The sequence below is a fragment of the Streptosporangium sp. NPDC049046 genome, from assembly GCF_040649155.1.
GTDB lineage: Bacteria > Actinomycetota > Actinomycetes > Streptosporangiales > Streptosporangiaceae > Streptosporangium.
Genome location: NZ_JBEZEZ010000006.1, coordinates 135594 through 153182, shown reverse-complemented (window position 1 = coordinate 153182; position 17589 = coordinate 135594). Strand labels below are relative to the sequence as shown.

At 72.0% G+C, this 17589-nt stretch carries 11 protein-coding genes; 5 read left to right on the top strand and 6 right to left on the bottom strand.

Annotated elements, in window-relative coordinates:
* Positions 1–236 precede the first annotated feature (236 nt).
* From rho to thrC, 3 genes are all read right to left on the bottom strand, one after another.
* A complete protein-coding gene (rho, locus tag AB0B96_RS10355) occupies positions 237–2285 on the bottom strand; it encodes a transcription termination factor Rho (protein WP_362897503.1) in 2049 nt (682 codons plus the stop codon).
* 466 nt (positions 2286–2751) lie between these two features.
* A complete protein-coding gene (locus tag AB0B96_RS10350) occupies positions 2752–3738 on the bottom strand; it encodes a homoserine kinase (RefSeq protein WP_350948551.1) in 987 nt (328 codons plus the stop codon).
* Between the two features lie 81 nt (positions 3739–3819).
* Entirely contained in the window at positions 3820–4878 is a 1059-nt protein-coding gene (gene thrC, locus AB0B96_RS10345) for a threonine synthase (protein ID WP_350948550.1), read from the bottom strand.
* 213 nt (positions 4879–5091) lie between these two features.
* Here thrC and AB0B96_RS10340 point away from each other — a divergent pair, with 213 nt between their 5' ends.
* Positions 5092–6663: a glycosyltransferase gene (locus AB0B96_RS10340; protein WP_362897502.1), complete on the top strand. Its 1572-nt coding sequence runs from the start codon at positions 5092–5094 to the stop codon at positions 6661–6663.
* An 85-nt stretch (positions 6664–6748) separates the two neighbouring features.
* Here AB0B96_RS10340 and AB0B96_RS10335 read toward each other — a convergent pair whose 3' ends face one another.
* Positions 6749–8527, bottom strand: a complete 1779-nt coding sequence (locus AB0B96_RS10335) for a glycosyltransferase (protein ID WP_362897501.1) — start codon at positions 8525–8527, stop codon at positions 6749–6751.
* Positions 8528–8937: 410 nt separating this feature from the next.
* Here AB0B96_RS10335 and AB0B96_RS10330 point away from each other — a divergent pair, with 410 nt between their 5' ends.
* Genes AB0B96_RS10330 through AB0B96_RS10315 form a run of 4 tightly spaced genes read left to right on the top strand, consistent with a single transcriptional unit; the run spans position 8938 to position 14949 of the window.
* Entirely contained in the window at positions 8938–9420 is a 483-nt protein-coding gene (locus AB0B96_RS10330; protein WP_362897500.1) for a hypothetical protein, read from the top strand.
* Entirely contained in the window at positions 9417–11156 is a 1740-nt protein-coding gene (locus AB0B96_RS10325) for a glycosyltransferase (protein ID WP_362897499.1), read from the top strand. Before AB0B96_RS10330 ends, AB0B96_RS10325 begins: the two co-directional genes overlap by 4 nt.
* Complete coding sequence (locus tag AB0B96_RS10320) at positions 11156–13090, top strand: glycosyltransferase (RefSeq protein ID WP_362897498.1); 1935 nt, start codon at positions 11156–11158, stop codon at positions 13088–13090. The genes AB0B96_RS10325 and AB0B96_RS10320 overlap by 1 nt, the downstream gene beginning before the upstream one ends.
* Entirely contained in the window at positions 13087–14949 is a 1863-nt protein-coding gene (locus tag AB0B96_RS10315) for a glycosyltransferase (protein WP_362897497.1), read from the top strand. Before AB0B96_RS10320 ends, AB0B96_RS10315 begins: the two co-directional genes overlap by 4 nt.
* A gap of 153 nt (positions 14950–15102) precedes the next feature.
* Here AB0B96_RS10315 and AB0B96_RS10310 read toward each other — a convergent pair whose 3' ends face one another.
* On the bottom strand, positions 15103–15951 hold the full coding sequence (locus tag AB0B96_RS10310) for a polysaccharide deacetylase family protein (protein WP_362897496.1): 849 nt from the start codon (positions 15949–15951) through the stop codon (positions 15103–15105).
* Between the two features lie 301 nt (positions 15952–16252).
* On the bottom strand, positions 16253–17545 hold the full coding sequence (locus tag AB0B96_RS10305; protein ID WP_350948542.1) for a homoserine dehydrogenase: 1293 nt from the start codon (positions 17543–17545) through the stop codon (positions 16253–16255).
* Positions 17546–17589 lie beyond the last annotated feature (44 nt).

Here is a 17589-nt window from a genome sequence, read left to right as displayed (position 1 = left end):
CTGTGCCCCCGACGTTCCCGCCGTTCCCGCTGTCCCCGGCGTCTCCCCGCGCCCGTCCGCCCCGGTGCGCCGCCCTCCTCGCGTGCCGTCCGCACTCGCGACCGTCCCGGGCACGAGAGTCATGGGGAAAGGGGTCCTGAAGTAGGGATATCCCGAAGTACCGGGTCACACAAGGGCTTTGGAAAACGTGAACGCCCCGGCCGGAGGGGCCGGGGCGTTCGACGTGCGGCGGACGATCAGTCGCGGTCGGAGCTGACCGTCGTCTTCTGCACCTGGAGCAGGAACTCCGCGTTGGACTTGGTCTCCCTCATCTTCTCCAGGAGAAGCTCAAGGGCCTGCTGCATGTCCAGGGCGTGCAGCACGCGGCGGAGCTTCCAGATGATCTGGAGCTCGTCCTTACCCATGAGGATCTCCTCCTTACGGGTGCCGGACGCGTCGACGTCCACCGCGGGGAAGATCCGCTTGTCGGCGAGCTGCCGGTTGAGCTTGAGCTCCAGGTTGCCGGTGCCCTTGAACTCCTCGAAGATGACCTCGTCCATCTTGGAGCCGGTCTCGACCAGCGCGGTGGCGAGGATCGTCAGCGAGCCGCCGTTCTCGATGTTGCGGGCGGCACCGAAGAAACGCTTCGGCGGGTAGAGCGCGGTGGAGTCGACACCACCGGACAGGATGCGGCCGGAGGCCGGGGCCGCCAGGTTGTAGGCGCGGCCCAGACGGGTGATCGAGTCGAGCAGCACGACCACGTCGTGGCCGAGCTCCACCAGGCGCTTGGCGCGCTCGATGGCCAGCTCGGCGACCGTGGTGTGGTCCTCGGCGGGGCGGTCGAAGGTCGAGTGGATCACCTCGCCCTTCACCGACCGCTGCATGTCGGTGACCTCTTCCGGACGCTCGTCGACGAGGACGACCATGAGGTGGCACTCGGGGTTGTTGCGGGTGATCGCGTTGGCGATCGACTGGAGCACCATCGTCTTGCCCGCCTTGGGCGGGGAGACGATGAGACCGCGCTGGCCCTTGCCGATCGGCGCCACCATGTCGATGATCCTGGTGGTCAGGATGTTCGGCTCGGTCTCCAGACGCAGGCGCTCCTGCGGGTAGAGGGGGACGAGCTTGTTGAAGTCGGGCCGCTGCCGCGCCTGCTCCGGGTCCATGCCGTTGACCGTGTCGAGGCGGACGAGCGCGTTGAACTTCTCCCTGCGCTCACCGTCGCGGGGCTGGCGGACGGCGCCGGTGACGACGTCACCCTTGCGCAGGCCGTTGCGACGGATCTGGGCCAGCGAGACGTAGACGTCGTTGGAGCCCGGCAGGTAACCGCTCGTCCGCACGAACGCGTAGTTGTCGAGGATGTCCAGGATTCCGGCGATCGGGATGAGGACGTCGTCGTCGCCGACCACGGGCTCGTTGCTGTCGAACCGCTCGCGGCCACGGCGGTTGCGCTCGCGGAACCGGCCACGGCGGCCACGGCGGTCGTCGTCGTCGCCCACGCCGTGCTGGTCGTTGCGGTCCTGCGGGCCTCGGTTCTGCGGGCCCCTGTCACCACGGTCGCCTCGCTCGCCCCTGTCACCACGATCGCCGCGGTCGTTGGTCCGCTCACCGCGGTCACCGCGGTCGTTGAGACGGTCTCCGCGGTCGTTGGCCCGCTCGCCACGGTCGTTGGTCCGCTCGCCGCGGCTCTGGCCGGTGTCGGTGGCGCGCTGGTCGGGGCGGCCGTCGGTCCGGTTGTCGGGGCGGGTGTCGCCACGCTCGCCACGCTCGCGGCGCTCGCTGTTGCGGCCACGGCGCTCGCCGCGCTCGCGACGGCTCTCGCGCTCGCCACGGCCCTCGGCCGGGGCGGTCTCGATGGTCTGCTGCTCCACGACGGGCTCGGGCGCGACGACGGCGGCCACGGGCTCGGGGGTGGGGGCGGAGGGCGCCTGCTCCACGACGGGCTCGGCGGCCACGACGGGACGGGACCGTTCCCTGCGGGTGCGCGCCGGACGCTCGGCGACCGGCTCGGCCACGACGGCGGGGGCGGCCACGGCAGGTGTCTCCTTGACGGCGGCGGGAGCCTGGGCGCTCTCGGTGGAGACGCCCTGCTTCTCCTGAATGGCCGCGATCAGCTGGCTCTTGCGCATCCGCCCGGTCCCGCTGATGCCGAGCCCGGAGGCCATGGCCTGCAGCTCAGGCAGCACCATGGCGGAAAGGCCGGTGCCGGAGCGACGGCGCGGCTTGGCCGCGGGGCGGGTGGGGGTGTCGCCGGACGCCGGCGCCGTGCCGGTGACGTCGGAGAGGAGTTCGGTGGTGTCGCTCACTAATGGGTCCTTCCCAGGGGTCGGGCGTGGCCATGATCAGCCAATCGTCCCGGTGGTGCGATCGACCCGGTGGGACAGACCGGGTCGGGTTGCACGTTGCGATCCTCGACGGCCCATCGAGAGCCGCCGCCACTGTCGGAGAAGGGCGGATCCAGGCCGTCACCATCGAGAATCGCCGACGGTGGGACTTGGAGGACACCCCCCGGATTGCTACCGGCAACCAGATGTCGAGGTGGTTCGAACGCGCATGCCCCCCTAAACGCCGCTTCTCAATGCCCCTACCGAAATACGGGGCATTCGGAGGCAACGGATTCGGGGAGGCCACTGCGGCGCCCATGTCTCACCAGGTGAGACATGGCACAGCGATGTGTGGCTGACAAGCACGCACCCAACGCGGGGCACCTGGTGCGGCTATCAGCCTAACATCACCAGCGCACACAGCTATTCCCTGAGGGTCGAAGAGGTGTCAGCGTGTCTCGAGAGAAACAACGCGGGCTCCTCTGGTTTCGACATCCAGTGGCTGGATGTGCCAGTCATTACCCACTTCCGGTGCGATCAAATCCTGCGTATTCACCGTTGAAAACGCAAGAACCGTGGGCCCCGCTCCCGAGACGACAGCGGCGACCCCCGCCTCGCGCAGCCGTCGCACCAGATCGGCGGTCCGCGGCATGGCGGGTGCGCGGTAATCCTGGTGGAGACGGTCCTGCGTGGCGGCGAGCAGCAACTCGGGCTCGGGTCTGGCGGTCAGCGCCGCGACCAGCAGCGCGGCCCTTCCCGCGTTCGCGGCGGCGTCGGCGTGCGGGACGTCCTTGGGCAGCAGCCCGCGGGCGACCTCGGTGGACAGCCGGTGCGCGGGGACGAGGACCACGGGCCTGACGGCCTCGTGGGGCGGCAGCCGCACCAGGTGCGGCACGCCCCCGGCGTCCGTCCACGCCACGGTGAACCCGCCGGCCAGGCACGGCGCCACGTTGTCGGGATGCCCTTCGATCTCGGTGGCCAGCGCGAAGACGGCGTCGTCGGTCAGCTCGGGCGGCCCCTCCGGCGACCGATCCCCGCCACGGTCGTCTCGCGCGTACGGGGTGGCGGCGAGGGCGCGGGCGGCGAGGATTCCGGCGCAGATCGCCGCGGACGAGGAGCCGAGGCCACGGGCGTGCGGGATCCGGTTGAGACAGCGCAGCCGGATGCCACGCGGCCGCGGGAGACCCATCGCGTCAAAGGTCGCGCGCATCGTGGTGACGATGAGGTGCCCCTCGCCCAGGTCGAGCTCCGCGGCCCCCTCGCCCTCGACCACGATGTCGACGCTTCGGGAGTCCGGCCCGCCCTGGGGATCGAACAGCTCCGCCTCGATCTCGTCGTGAAGGTCGAGAGCGAGCCCCAGCGTGTCGAATCCGGGCCCCAGATTGGCCGACGTCGCGGGGACGTGGACGGTCACCTTCGCCGTGCCGCCGGTCATCGGGGTCCTCGGGGGGCCGTGAGGGGCACGTCGCTTCTCCTGAGGTTCACGTGATGTTCACTGGGCGAGCTTGAGGTCCGGCTAGGCGAGTTCGAGGGCGGTGGCCGCCGCGTGCGCGTCGATCGGGATCGTCACCGGCGTCGGGGCGCCCGAGATGGCCCAGTCGGGGTCCTTGAGGCCGTTTCCGGTCACCGTGCACACGATGCGCTGTCCCGGTTCGACCAGGCCCTGCCCGTGGGCCTGGAGGAGGCCCGCCACGCTGGCGGCGGAGGCGAGCTCGACGAACACGCCCTCCTCCTGGGCGAGCAGCTTGTACGCGGCGGCGATCTGACGGTCGGTGACGGACTGGATCACACCGCCCGACTCGTCGCGGGCGGCCTCGGCGAGCTGCCACGAGGCGGGGTTGCCGATGCGGATCGCGGTCGCGATCGTGTGCGGGTGGGTCACCGGCGCGCCGTTGACGATCGGCGCGGCGCCGCTGGCCTGGAAGCCGAACATCCGCGGCGTCCTCGTCGCGACGCCGTCCCCGGCGTACTCGGTGTAGCCCATCCAGTACGCCGAGATGTTGCCCGCGTTGCCGACCGGGATGCAGTGGATGTCGGGGGCGTCCCCGAGCGCGTCGACGATCTCGAAGGCGGCGGTCTTCTGGCCCTGGAGCCGGAACGGGTTCACCGAGTTGACCAGGGCGATCGGGTAGTTCTCCGACAGCTTCCTGGTCATCTCCAGGCAGTCGTCGAAGGACCCCTCGACCTGGAGCAGCCTCGCCCCGTGGACCAGCGCCTGGGCCAGCTTGCCCATCGCGATCTTGCCTCGGGGCACCAGAACGGCGCAGGTCAGGCCCGCCCGGACCGCGTAGGCGGCGGCGGAGGCGCTGGTGTTGCCGGTCGAGGCGCAGATGACGGCCTTCGCCCCGTCCTCGACGGCCTTGCTGATCGCCATGGTCATGCCACGGTCCTTGAAGCTTCCGGTCGGGTTGAGGCCCTCGACCTTCAGATAGACCTCGCAGCCGGTCAGCGCCGACACCCGGTTCGCCGGGACGAGCGGGGTGCCGCCCTCCAGAAGCGTGACAACGGGCGTCGCCGTGGTCACCGGAAGTCGGTCACGGTACTCCTCGATGAGGCCACGCCACGCCCTGGTCATGATTGCTCCTCACCGCGCACGGCCGATCCGTGCGCGTGCTACCTGCGGTATTGGGAAACGAGTCTACGGGCAACGCGCTCGGCTCCGGGATGCGATGTCCACCAGATGGACAAGCCAGGCGTCTCTCCAGGGAACTCTAAGGATCAGCCGATATGGTCTGCGAGCCTTGACAGGGCTTGACAGACGGGGAATCGAGACAAGGGGTGCCACATCATGACGGGCGGCACGGCGGCGGACCTGCCGCCGATCCGGCACAACGACTACTCACCCCTGGACCCGCCCGCGCTCGGCGCGTGGGATCCGGAGCTTTCGGTGAGCGTGATCATTCCGGCCCACGGCGGGCAGCACAGGCTCGACCTCGCCCTCGCCGCCCTGGCCGCGCAGACCTACCCCGATCACCTCATGGAGGTGATCGTGGTCGACGACGGCAGCGACCCGCCGCTGCGGCTGCCGGAGATCGCTCCGAGTGGCGCCAGGATCGTGACCACCGGTTCCTCGGGCTGGGGGATCGCCCACGCGGTGAACACCGGTGCCGCCCTCGCGGAGGGGCGGATCATCCAGCGCCTCGACGCCGACATGGTCGTCTGCCGCGAGCACATCGAGGCTCTGGCCCGCTGGCACCACCTGGCCGGCTACCTGGTCACGATCGGTGCGAAGAAGTTCGTCGAGGAGCCGGCGCTCACGGCCGCGCGGGTCCACGAGGGCGTGCGCGCGGGCTCGCTCGCGTCCCTCTTCGACCTGTCGGCCGCCCTGCCCAGCTCCACCGAGCAGACGATCTCCCGCACCGACGGCCTGCGTGCCAGCCGCAACCCCTACCACGTGTGCACGGGGCCGACGGTGTCGATGCGGCGCGAGATCTTCCAGGCCGTGGGCGGGGTCGACCCCGGGGTGCTGCGGGGTGAGGACACCGAGTTCGCCTACCGGCTGGCCGCGCACGGGGTGGTCTTCGTCCCCGACATGGCCGCCCAGGCCGTCCACCTGGGGCTTCCCGCCCAGCGGCGCGATCCGGGGCGGGCGGTGCGGGTCGTCGCCCCCTACCTGGCCCATCGGGTGCCGCTCCGCCGCGACCTGCGCAAGGACCGGGGCCGTCACTGGCTGGTCCCGTACGTGGAGGTGGTGCTGTGCGCCGACGGGCCCTGGGAGAAGGTGCGCGAGGCGGTGGGCGCGGCGCTCGACGGGTCGCTCGGCGACGTGATCGTCACCCTGGTCGCCCCGTGGTCGAAACTGTCCGGGGAGCGTCGCCCCGTGCTGGACGATCCCCTGTTCGACCTGCGGCTGCTGCGCGAGCACTTCGCCCACGACGAGCGGATACGCTTCGCCGACGAGATCTCCGCGACCCCCGCCCCGATCGCGTTCCGCTACACGGGCCCGGTCTCGGTGCCGCTGGGACGCGAGACGCTGGAGCGGATGATCCGCGTGATGCAGGACGACCGTTCCGGCATGCTCGTCGCCGATCTCGGCGACGACGGCGAGGCGAGGCTGGAGCGGACCGAGGCGCTGGGCCGGGCGAGGCTGCTGGGCGCGGACGACGTCGCCGCGTCGATCGAGGCCACCCACGGCGTACGGCGCGGCGACCGGTCGGAGTTCTGGCCCGCCTCCCCGATCCCCGCTCCTCCGCCCGCCCGGGTTCCGGCCACGTCCGAGAGTCCGGCCCCGGATCGGGGACGGGAACCCGCGAGACCCGTGGCGGAGCGGGCTCCCGGGCAGGAACGGCACCAGGAGGGAAGCCGCCGGGAGGGGCGTGGCTCCCTCCTCGGCAGGCTCCGCACCGCGCTCAGGAGCTGAGCGCGGACGCAGGTCCCCGGGGCGTCTCCTGAACGCGGAGCTCCGCGTTCAGGAGACGAGCGGCGGCCGAGATGCGGTCATGTCGTCAGCGACGGCGGGTGATGGCCCGTTTCACGGAGGACAGCAGCCCGTACTGGACGACCTTCCTGGCCGCCGCCAGCTCCTTGCGCAGGGTGCCGACCTCTCGGCGCAGTTCGACGGTGCTCCTGCGCCAGCGACCCGCCTCGTCGCGCCACTTGACCACCTGTTCACGGAGCCGTTCCGCCTCTTTGGCGAGGCGCGCCACCTCGGCCTCCGCCTCGCTCCTGACCCGGTAGGCGCTGCGGCGGCCGGTGAGGGCACGGGCCTCCGGCGCGAACCCGTAGGTCTCGGCGTCCACCCAGATCACGCCGAAGGTGTCGTCCACGGCGTCGTCGAGATCCTCCCCCTCCCTCGACACGATCGCGGCGCGCGCGAACGCGGCGGCACGTTCCAGCCGCGCCGCGACGACCCCCCGCCCCGAACCCGTGCCGTCGGTGCCGTCAGCGCTGTCGACGCCGGCGCCGTCCTCCTCGGCCAGCAGTACCGAGACCAGGCCGTATCCCTCGTCCACGGCCAGGTCGAGCAGGCGGGCCAGGGTGTCCTCGCCCGGCACCCACCCCGCGGGCAGCCGGAGACGGTACGGAACCGCCGGGGCGGGACTCGGCGAGGACCCCGGCCGGTCCCGGGGAGCCTCGGCGGTCTCGGCGGTCTCGGCGGTCTCGGCGGTCTCGGCGGTCTCGGCGGTCTCGGCGGTGAAGCGGACCCTGGGTTCGTGGGCGTAGTGGCCGCGGATCAGCACCAGGTCCAGGTCGGGGTCTCTCAGGGGGGCGCGCCCCTCGACGCCGACGCGGTCCCACGGCCCGGTGAGGGTGACCGCGACGTCGGGCACGGTGCCCGCCAGCACGGCGTCGACGGTGGCGCGGACCTCGTCGTAGGCGTACTTCCCGGGCCCTCCTGTTCCGCCCGGCTCGACGACCACCTCGACGTACGGCACCTTCCACTGTCTGGCCGGGTGGGAACGGAGCCAGCGGTAGGACGGGATCCGGTCGGCCACGAAGGCGTGGCTGACCCGGTCGATCGGCGCCTTGTCGCGCATGCGCATGGTCGGGCCCAGGTGAAAGGCGCGCGACAGCGGCTCGGGGACGAAGACGGCGCCCGCCTGGGCGAGCCGGTAGCCCATCTCGGTGTCCTGGCCGAGGATCAGGTCGGTGTCCATCGGCCCGGCGGCGGCGAGCAGCGCGGCGTTGACCGAGGTCGCGCCGCCGACGTGCATGCTGAACGCGCGGTGCGGGTTGGCGGTGAGGCCGTCGGTGCGCTCGACGAGGTCGACCAGCCAGGCGTGCGGCTCGGCGGGCTCGAAGAGTTCGGCCAGGTCGTCGGCGGCGGCGACCACCTCGGGGGCCGGCAGCGCCGCCGGGGTGAAGCGCAGGTATCCGGTGACCACGAGATACGGGGCGGCGTGGTGCCAGCGCATGTGCGCCTCGACCGACCTGCGGTCCAGGACGACGTCGGAGTCGAGCCAGTGGATCACGTCGCCGGTGGCGGCCGACAGCCCGGCGTTCCTGGCATGGGCGCGGCCGGGGACGGGGCAGACGATCAGGCGGGTGTTCTCGGGACACAGCGCGGGCAGCCGCAACGGCGGGCTGCTGCCGTTGTCGACCACGATCACCTCGGTCAGGGCCGCGGGGTAGGTCTGGGTGGCCAGCCCGGCGAGCGCGAGGTCGAGTTTCTCCTGGTCACCGTAGGCGGGGACGACGACGCTGACCCGGAGCGAGGGTGTCAGGGAGCCCAGGGCGGCCGGCGTGAGGCTCCGGTAGTCGTTACCGACGATCCGTGCCGTCATGGCACTTCCAGGGCCGGGGTCCGGCGAGGACCGCGTCCCGGGTTCAGGGCGACGCAGGGGAGCCGGCGTCGAGGGGGCCTCGGAACCGGGTGTCGGGGCGGGTGATCCGGGCCGCCGGCGCGGTGGGCGCTCACTCGCGGGAGGCCCGCCGGGGTGGCCGGAGAGGGCGGGGAGGGGGAGGTCGGCTGCGCGGGCACGAGCGAAGGATAGCGAGGCAGGAAGATCCCTTCTCACCACACTTCCCACTTGACATTGAGGATCACTGCTAAAGGCTCACAGCTGTCACACAGGTCACAGGAACCTTCGAATTTCTTATTTGTCGACGTATTTGCACTTGAAGAGCCGATAACCTCATTTACCACTGACAAGGACAGGTAAAGATTACAGAGCGGCACGGAAGGTAAGCGCGGATGTCCACACCCCGAAAACTGACGCTTCTGGCGGCGACACTCGGCCCGGTGTTCCTGATCGCGCTGACGCTGCTCGCGAGCTTCGAGATCATCTCGGTCACCGCGGCCATCGTGCTCGGCGCGATCGCGACGGTGCTCGTCGTCCAGGTGTTCGCGGTCGCGACCGTACGCAGGGTCGACGGAAAAGCCCAGCGGATCGACGCCCGGGTCAAGCGCTACGAGACGGAACTCGCCACGGTCAAGGCGGCCACCCAGCGGCTCGACCGGCGACTCGACGAGATCGTCGAGTTGCTCAAGAAGCACGAGCACAAGCGCGACGAGGATCTGCAGGCGATCCTGGTCTCCCTGGGAGAGGACCGGCTGGCCTCCGTACCCCGGCATCAGGAAATCGAGGAGATGGTTCACGACCTGCTGCCGCGCCTGGCCGCGGTGGAGGCGAGAACCGCACGGGGCGCGGGGGAGAAAGTGGAGGGAAAGGCGTGACCGGGACTGGTTTCGCCACCCCCGACACCGCTTCCCTCACCTCTCCCGCCCACCCGAGCGACGACCGGACCGCCGTCCCGCGCGCCGGGGTGAGGCACAACGACTACGGCTCCCTGCTCCCGCCGGACCTGGGCACGTGGGAGCCCCGGCTCAGGGTGAGCGTGGTGATCCCCGCGCACGACTGCCAGGAGGCCCTGGACCGCACGCTCGCCGGGCTGGCCGCGCAGACCTACCCCGCGCACCTCATGGAGGTGGTCGTGGTCGACGACGGCAGCGACCCGCAGATGCGCGTCCCCGAGATCACCCCGGCCAACACCAGGCTCGTCCGGGTGCCCGAGGGCCGCTGGGGCCGGGGCTGGGCCCGTCAGACCGGCGCCACCGCCGCCGCGGGCGACATCCTGCACTGGGTCGACTCCGACATGATCCTCGACACCGAGCACGTCGAGGCGCACATGCGCTGGCACCATCTCCTCCCCTACGCCGTCGTGATGGGCGACGTCCGCTTCACCCCCGGCGGGATCGGGCCCTCGGCCGACGAGGTCTTCTCGGCCGTGAACGCCCGGGACGCGGAGAAGCTGTTCGACGAGTCCGCGCCGCACGAGTGGCGGGCCGGGGTGCTGGAGGAGACCCGGTGGCTGCGGGACGCGGGCACCGGGGCCTACCGGCTCCACTCCGGCGCCACCACCTCGGTCCCCCTGACGCTGCTGCGCTCGGTCGGCGGCGTGAACACCACCCTGAACATGGCCGAGGACACCGATCTCGGCTTCCGTCTCGCGCAGGCGGGCGCGGTCTTCATCCCCGACCCGCGGGCCCGCGGCTGGCATCTCGGACCGTCCACGGTCATGATCCGGGAGAAGGAGGTGCACCGGCACAACTGGTCGGTGCTGCCCGATCTCATTCCCGACCTGCGATGGCTGCGCACCCACCCGCGCAGGACCTGGCTGGTGCCGTACGTGCACGTCGTCGTCGACGCCCGCGACGCCTCCTACGAGGACGTGCGGGCGAGCGTGGACTCCGCGCTCGCGGGCACCCTCGTCGACGTCGCCGTCACCGTGGTCGGGCCGTGGACGGACCTCCCCGCCGGGCGCCGCCCCTCCCTCGACGAGCCACTGCTCGACCTGCGCCTGGTGCGCAACCTGTACGCCCACGAGCCACGCGTCTCCTTCACCGAGGAGACGCCCGCCGACTCCGCTCCCGCGCCGTTCAGGCTCACCCTGCCCGCCGGATGGGCGCTCGGCGCGGAAAGCCTGGCCGAACTGGTCGAGCTCGCCGAACGCGAGGAGTACGGGCTGCTGAGCGTGGCACTCGACGAGGGGCCCTCCGGGGTGAGGTCGGCCAGGTTCGAACGCACCGCCGCCTTCGCCAGAGCCGCGCTGGTGAGCGGCGATGGGTGCCGGAGCCTCGGCAGTGATCCCGACGGTGACATCGACGGTGGCATCGACGGTGACATCGACGGGGTCGTCCACGAGCTGTTCGGCTCACTCTGGGTGGGCGCCGCCGAGGTCGGCGTGACGACCGCGGGCGAGGCGGAGCCCGTCGCCGGGGACACCGCGAGATGGCGGGCCGACTCCGCGCGCCGGAAGCGTGAGGCGGAGAGCCTGAGGAGCGAGGTGAAGAGCCTCCGCGCCGAGACCGAACGGCTGCGGGCGAAGAACGCGCGCCTGGAGGACGAGCTGCGGCGCGGGCCACTCAAAAAGATCATCTCAACGGCCAGGCTGCGGGGGAAGACCGGCTGATGTCCCTTCTGATCGATCTGGTCCGCGCCGCCAGGGAGCGCGCCGGCAAGCGACGCGTCCTCGTCTACTGCGTGGGCCTCGAGACGCTCGGCGAGCTGGAGGCGTACGGGGCGATGGACCTCGACGGCGACCTCGACGGCCTCCCGCGCGCCGAGGAGGGCGCCGCGGAGATCCTGGTGCTCGCCCGCACCGCGACCGACGTCCGCAGGGCCGCGAGCCTGCAGTCGCTGCTCGCCATGGCCCCCCGGGTCGTCGTCGCCGTACTGGAGACGCCGCACTGGTACACCGCGCCGGTGCTGTCCCCGACCCCGGCCCACCGCTGGCGCGCGCTCGTGGAGCTCCGCGTCCACCAGCCGAAACAGCCCGCCTGGGTGGTCGAGGCGGGCTTCTCCAAACCGGTGCCCGCCGGGCGGACGCTCGCCGCGACCGCGCGGGCGTTCGGCGGACACCGGATGGACGCCGTCGCCGGCCCCGTCGGCGCGCTGGCGGGCCCGGGAGCGGCCCACTGGCGCCCCGGCGACCCGAACGCGGCCCCCGCGCCCCTCACTGGCCCCGTTCCCGACAGGTTCGGCGCCCGCGGCGCCGACCTGGTGGTGCGGGCGGTCGGCGAGGAGCCGCCGCCCTGGTCCGGCGCCGATCCCACCGGCGAGACCACGGTGGACCGCCCGGTCGCCGAGCTGATGACCTGGGAGAGACTCGGCCGCCCCGGTGGCGGCAAGATCCTGGAGAACGGCATCGGCGACCTGTCGGAGCCCTGGACCATTCCCCCGGTCGACAGCCGCTCGGTCAACCCCATGAACTTCGTCACCGTGCCGACCCTCGGCACGGCCGACCTGTCCTCCGAGTCCGGGCGCTGGACGATCACCTGCGGGGGCGGGACGCTCACCTCCTTCGACGCCTCCGGCCGCGTCACGGACGTGGACGTCAGCCGGATCAGGCAGGTCAGGTGCGTACGGGTGGACTGGCGGCACAGCCACACCGGCCCTGCCGCCGCGCTGCGGGTCGTCACCGGACTGGCCGCGGCCGGGGTTCCCCTGATCTGTGAGACCGTGCCGCGCTGGGCGGGCGCCCTCGGCCCCGAGCTGGCCAGACTGATCACCTCGGTCGACGAGCCCGCGCTCAAGGACGACCTGGAGCGCGAGGAGCACAGCATCCGGTTGCGCCGCGAGGCGCTGCGCCTGCACGGGGTCCGCGCCCGATGGGAGCAGCTGGGCGCCCCTGTGGCGCCCGCGCCGACGGTCTCGGTGCTGCTCGTCACCCGCCGTCCGGAGATGGTGGGCTTCGCGCTGAGGCAACTGTCCAGGCAGCGCGGCGCCACGTTCGAGGTGATCCTCGCCCTGCACGGCGTCCCCGCGACGCATCCGGGCGTCGCCGAGGCCCTCGCGTCCTTCGAACGGCCGATCACCGTGGTCGAGGCCGACCAGCAGACCGTGTTCGGAACCGTGCTGAACCAGGCTGCGGCGAGGGCGTCGGGGTCGTTCCTGCTGAAGATGGACGACGACGACTGGTACGGGCCCGACTTCATCTCCGACCTGCTGCTCGCCCACTCCTACTCGGGAGCCCAGGTCGTGGGCATGGTCCCCGAGTTCGTCTATCTCGCCTCGATCGGGGTGACCGTCCACCGCGAGCAGATCACCGAGCAGATCACGAACTTCATCGCCGGAGGAACCATCTTCTCCGAACGCTCCGCATTCGAGGCCGTGGGCGGCTTCCGTCCCCTGCCGGGAACGATCGACGCCCAGTTCCAGCACGCCGTGCAGGCCGCGGGCGGACAGATCTACCGCACTCAGGGACTGGGTTACATCCTGCGGCGCGGCAACGTCGCCAACCACACCTGGCGCGAGCCGATCGGCACGTTCCTGCGGCGCAACAAGCGCCAGTGGCGCGGCTTCCGGCCCAGCGCGCTCATGGAACTCTCCACGGAGACGCCGTGAGCACGCCGCCCCCCTCCGACGCACGGCGTGTCCCCGGCACGCCGTACCCGACACCGACATCGACACCAGCTCCGGCCCCGTCCCCGGCTCCGGCTCCGGCTCCGGCTCCGGCCACGGAAGGCGCTGCGGGCACGTCGCGGGCCCTCGCCGGCGACGCCGTCGCCACGCCCCGGATTCCGGGCAACGACTACGGGGTGCTGCCCGCACCCGCGCCCGGCACGTGGGAGCCGCGCCTGCCGGTGAGCGTGGTGATCCCCGCGAGGGGACGGCAGGACAGGCTCGACCTCACGCTGGCCGCACTCGCCGCCCAGACCTACCCCTCCCACCTCCTTGAGGTGATCGTCGTGGACGACGGCAGCGCGCCCCCGCTCCGGCTCCCCGAGATCGCCCCCGAACACACCCGGCTCGTCGGCAACGCCTCGGGGCGCCGGGGCATCGCCTGGGCCCTGGAGACCGGCGTGGCCGTCGCGGACGGCGAGGTGATCCACCGGATGGACGCCGACATCGTCTCCTACCGGGAGCACGTCGAGGCGCACATGCGCTGGCACCATCTGGCCGGCTACCTGGTGGTGACGGGGACACTGCGCTTCACCGCCATGGCCGGCACCCCGCCCACCCCGGCCGAGGTCCAGATCGCCGTCGCCAAGGACAGGGCCGACTCCCTCTTCGAGGAGGATCCCGAGCACGGGCACGACTGGATCGGCGAGCTCGTCGCCACCCACCGCGACTTCCGCGACGCGCCCAGCTCGCTCCTGCACCGCGTCCACGTGGGCGCGACGGTCTCGCTGCCCGCCGCCCTGCTAAGGGAGGCGGGAGGGCTGGACACCTCCCTCGCCCTCGGCGAGGACACCGAGCTGGGTTACCGGCTCACCCAGACGGGCGCGGTGTTCGTCCCCGACGCCGAGGCGCTGAGCTGGCACCTGGGTACGACGACGGCGATGCGCAGGCCCGCGGACGTCAGGCGGCACAACGACCCGTTCATCGCCGACCGGATCCCGTACCGGCGCCACCTGCGCACCGACGCGGGCAGGCAGTGGCTGGTGCCCTACGTCGACGTCGTGGTGGACGCCGAGGGCGCCTCCTTCGAGGACGTCAGGGCGAGCGTCGACGGGGCGCTGGCCAGCACCCTGCCCGACGTGCGCGTCACCCTCACCGGGCCATGGGGGTCGCTCACCGGCGAACGCCCGGCCCCGCTGGACGACCCGCTGCTCGACCTGCGGCTGCTGCGCGGCCAGTACGCCCACGACGGCCGCGTCTCCTTCGCCGAGCACGTCCCCGCGACCTCCGCGCCCGCACCGTTCCGCCTGCTCTGCCCCGCCGGATGGGTACCGGGGACGGACTCGCTGGCCACGCTGATCGAGCGGGCGGAGAAGGAGGACGAGGGCCTGCTGCTCGTGGCGCTGGACGAGGACGAGTCGGGGGTTCTCGCCGCCCGCCTGGAGCGGACCTCCGCCGTCGCGAGGGCGATGCGCGTGGCCCGCGAGGGCGAGCGGCTCGACGACGTGATCGCCGACCTGCACGGGGCGACCTGGCTGGACGCGGAGTCGTGGAAGCTGCGGCCCGCGGCCCAGGCCTACCCCTACTGGGCCGTCAACCGCAACAGGGAGGCCGCGCGCTGGAAGGCCGCGGCCGAGTCGCGGGCGAAGGAGGCCGAGCGGGCCAAGCGGCAGGTCGCCGCCCTCAAGGCCGAACTGAAGGAGTTGCGCTCCAAGGCCGCCAAGGGCAGCCGGGACACCCTCAGGTGGAAGGAGAAGGCCGAGCAGCGCCGCCTGGAGGCCGTCGCCCTGCGCCAGGCCCAGCAGCGCTCCCTGCTCTCCCGCGCCGCCCGCCGCCTCCGCAGGCTCACCGAGGGCACCTGACGCCCCGCCGCCTCCACAGGCTCACAGGGCACCTGACGTCCCACTGTCTCCGCGGGCTCGCCGAGGGACCTGACGCTCCGCCGCCTCCGCGGGCTCGCCGAGGCTTGCCGCCGCCGAGGACACCCGGATGTCTCCGTGCGGTCTCGGCCGCGTTCACTCCCGCACGGGCAGGGGGCGGTAGCGGGCGCCGACGGCGCTCTGCAGGGTACGCACGACCGTGCCGTGCGACTTCCTGGTCCCAAGCCAGTCGAGGAACTGATTCAGGAGCCTGGGAGTCGTCGAGTAGAGGCCGCAGTCGTCGCAGACGCGGTGGAAGACGAGCGGAACCAGCCCGCCGCCGGTCTTCTCCGCGTTGAGCACCTGCTGCTTCAGGTGCCGCAGCAGGGTGTCCTCGCGGACGGAACCGGAGGTGCGGATGTCGTAGCGGTCCTGCGGGCGGAAGGGCTCACCGGCCGGGCAGCCGGGGCAGCCCCACTCCTTGAGCCCGCCGACCCCGCGGGCCGCGTCGTAGCCGCACCGCCGCGCCACCGCCTTGGCGTCGGAGTCGACCGCGCCGAACGGGTAGGCGAGGGTCGTGGGCCGGTACCCCCACGCGATCAGCGCCCTGCGGTCGTCGCAGATCTGACCCTCCTGCTCGCTCCGGGTGAGCTCGGTGAGGCGGACGTGGGTCAGCGTGTGACCGCCGATCTCGTGCCCCTTCTTCGCGATCGCGGCAAGCTCGCGCCGGGTCAGCTTCTCCTCGCCGCCGACGGTGTCGGTGTTGATGTAGAACGTGCCACGCATACCGCGTTTCTCCAGCATGCGGGCGACGGCGGGGTGGGTGGAGTCGCCGTCGTCGAAGGTGAGCGCGACGATCGTTTTGATCTTCTTCGAGGGACGCGCGGTCGCCGCGTGGGCGGCCGGGCTCAGCGTCGCCACGACGGCCAGCGCCGTGGCGAACGCCACCACCCGGTGGAAGACCTTCACGGTGGACTCCCTTTCGCGGAACGGCAGACAGGGCATGAAAGAACCCTATAAGTCGGTAAAGGCCACCAAATGAACCGTTATCAAATGCCCAGGAACCCGATGCCGAGCCGACACGGCATGATCACCGCGAGTGCCGGGAGAGCCCTCGGCAATGTCGGCGACGGTGCCGACCGACAGCGGTCCGCGCCCGCTCGGCCCGGTGTCGGGCCGAGCGGGCCGACGCCGAACAGGCTCGGGCGGGTGGACCGGCCACGGCGGACCGGCAGGTGCCGCCAGGAGGCGCGTCCCCGCCCTCGACCCGCCGCCCACGCGGAGGAGAACAGTCCGACGGATGCCGCTAGGAGGCGTCCTCGCCCTCCACCCGCATGACGCTCACCACGTCGCGGACGATGTCCAGCTCGCGCAGGCCCTCGATCGTGGCGGAGAGCGCGGCGTCGCTCGCCCGGTGGGTGACCAGCACCAGCTGGGCGTCCGCGCCGTGCCCCTCCTGCCTCACGGTCTGGATGGAGACGTCCTGCTTGGCGAACATGTCGGCGACCCTCGCGAGCACGCCCGGCTTGTCGGCGACGTCCAGGGAGACGTGGTAGCGCGTGACGGTCTCGCCCATCGGGTGCACGACCAGGTCCGCGTATGTTGACTCCTCAGGTCCCCGGGTGCCCGCCAGCACGTTGCGTCCCACGGCCACGATGTCGCCGAGCACGGCGCTCGCGGTCGGGGCGCCGCCCGCGCCCGCGCCGTAGAACATGAGCTGCCCGGCGGAGCGCGCCTCGACGAACACCGCGTTGTACGCCTCGCGGACCCCGGCCAGCGGGTGCGTCCTGGGGATCATCGCCGGATGCACCCGTACGCCGAACGACCTGCCGTCCTCGGAGCGGGCGCAGATCGCGAGCAGCTTGATGACGTATCCCATCGCCTTGGCACTGGCCACGTCCGTCGCGGTGATCTCGGTGATGCCCTCGCGGTGCACGTCGGCGGCCGTCACCCGGCTGTGGAAGGCGATCCCCGCGAGGATCGCGGCCTTGGCCGCGGCGTCGAAGCCCTCCACGTCGGCGGTGGGGTCGGCCTCGGCGTAGCCCAGCGCCTGCGCCTCCTCCAGCGCGTCGGAGAACGAGGCCCCGCTGGAGTCCATCTGGTCGAGGATGTAGTTGGTGGTGCCGTTCACGATGCCGAGCACGCGATGCACGTGATCACCGGCGAGCGACTCGCGCAGCGGCCTGATCAGCGGGATCGCGCCCGCGACGGCCGCCTCGAAGTAGAGGTCGGCGCCACCGGCCCTGGCCGCGGCGTGGATGGTCGCCCCGTGCTCGGCGAGCAGCGCCTTGTTCGCCGTGACGACCGACTTTCCGCTGTTCAGCGCGGCCAGGATGAGTGCCCTGGCGGGCTCGATGCCGCCGATCACCTCGACGACGACGTCGATGTCGTCGCGGGTGACCAGGGCCTCGGCGTCCGTGGTGAGCAGGGCGGGGTCGACGTCGGCGTCCCGCCTGCGGCCCAGGCGCCGTACGGCGACCCCGGCGAGCTCCAGCGGCGCCCCGACGCGGGCGGCGAGGTCGTCGGCCTGCTCGTGCATGAGCCTGACCACCTGGGAACCGACGACGCCGCATCCCAGAAGTGCGACTTTCAGTGCCATCCGGTCACGCCCCCTTGTCACTCACACCGTGGACGGCGCTCTCG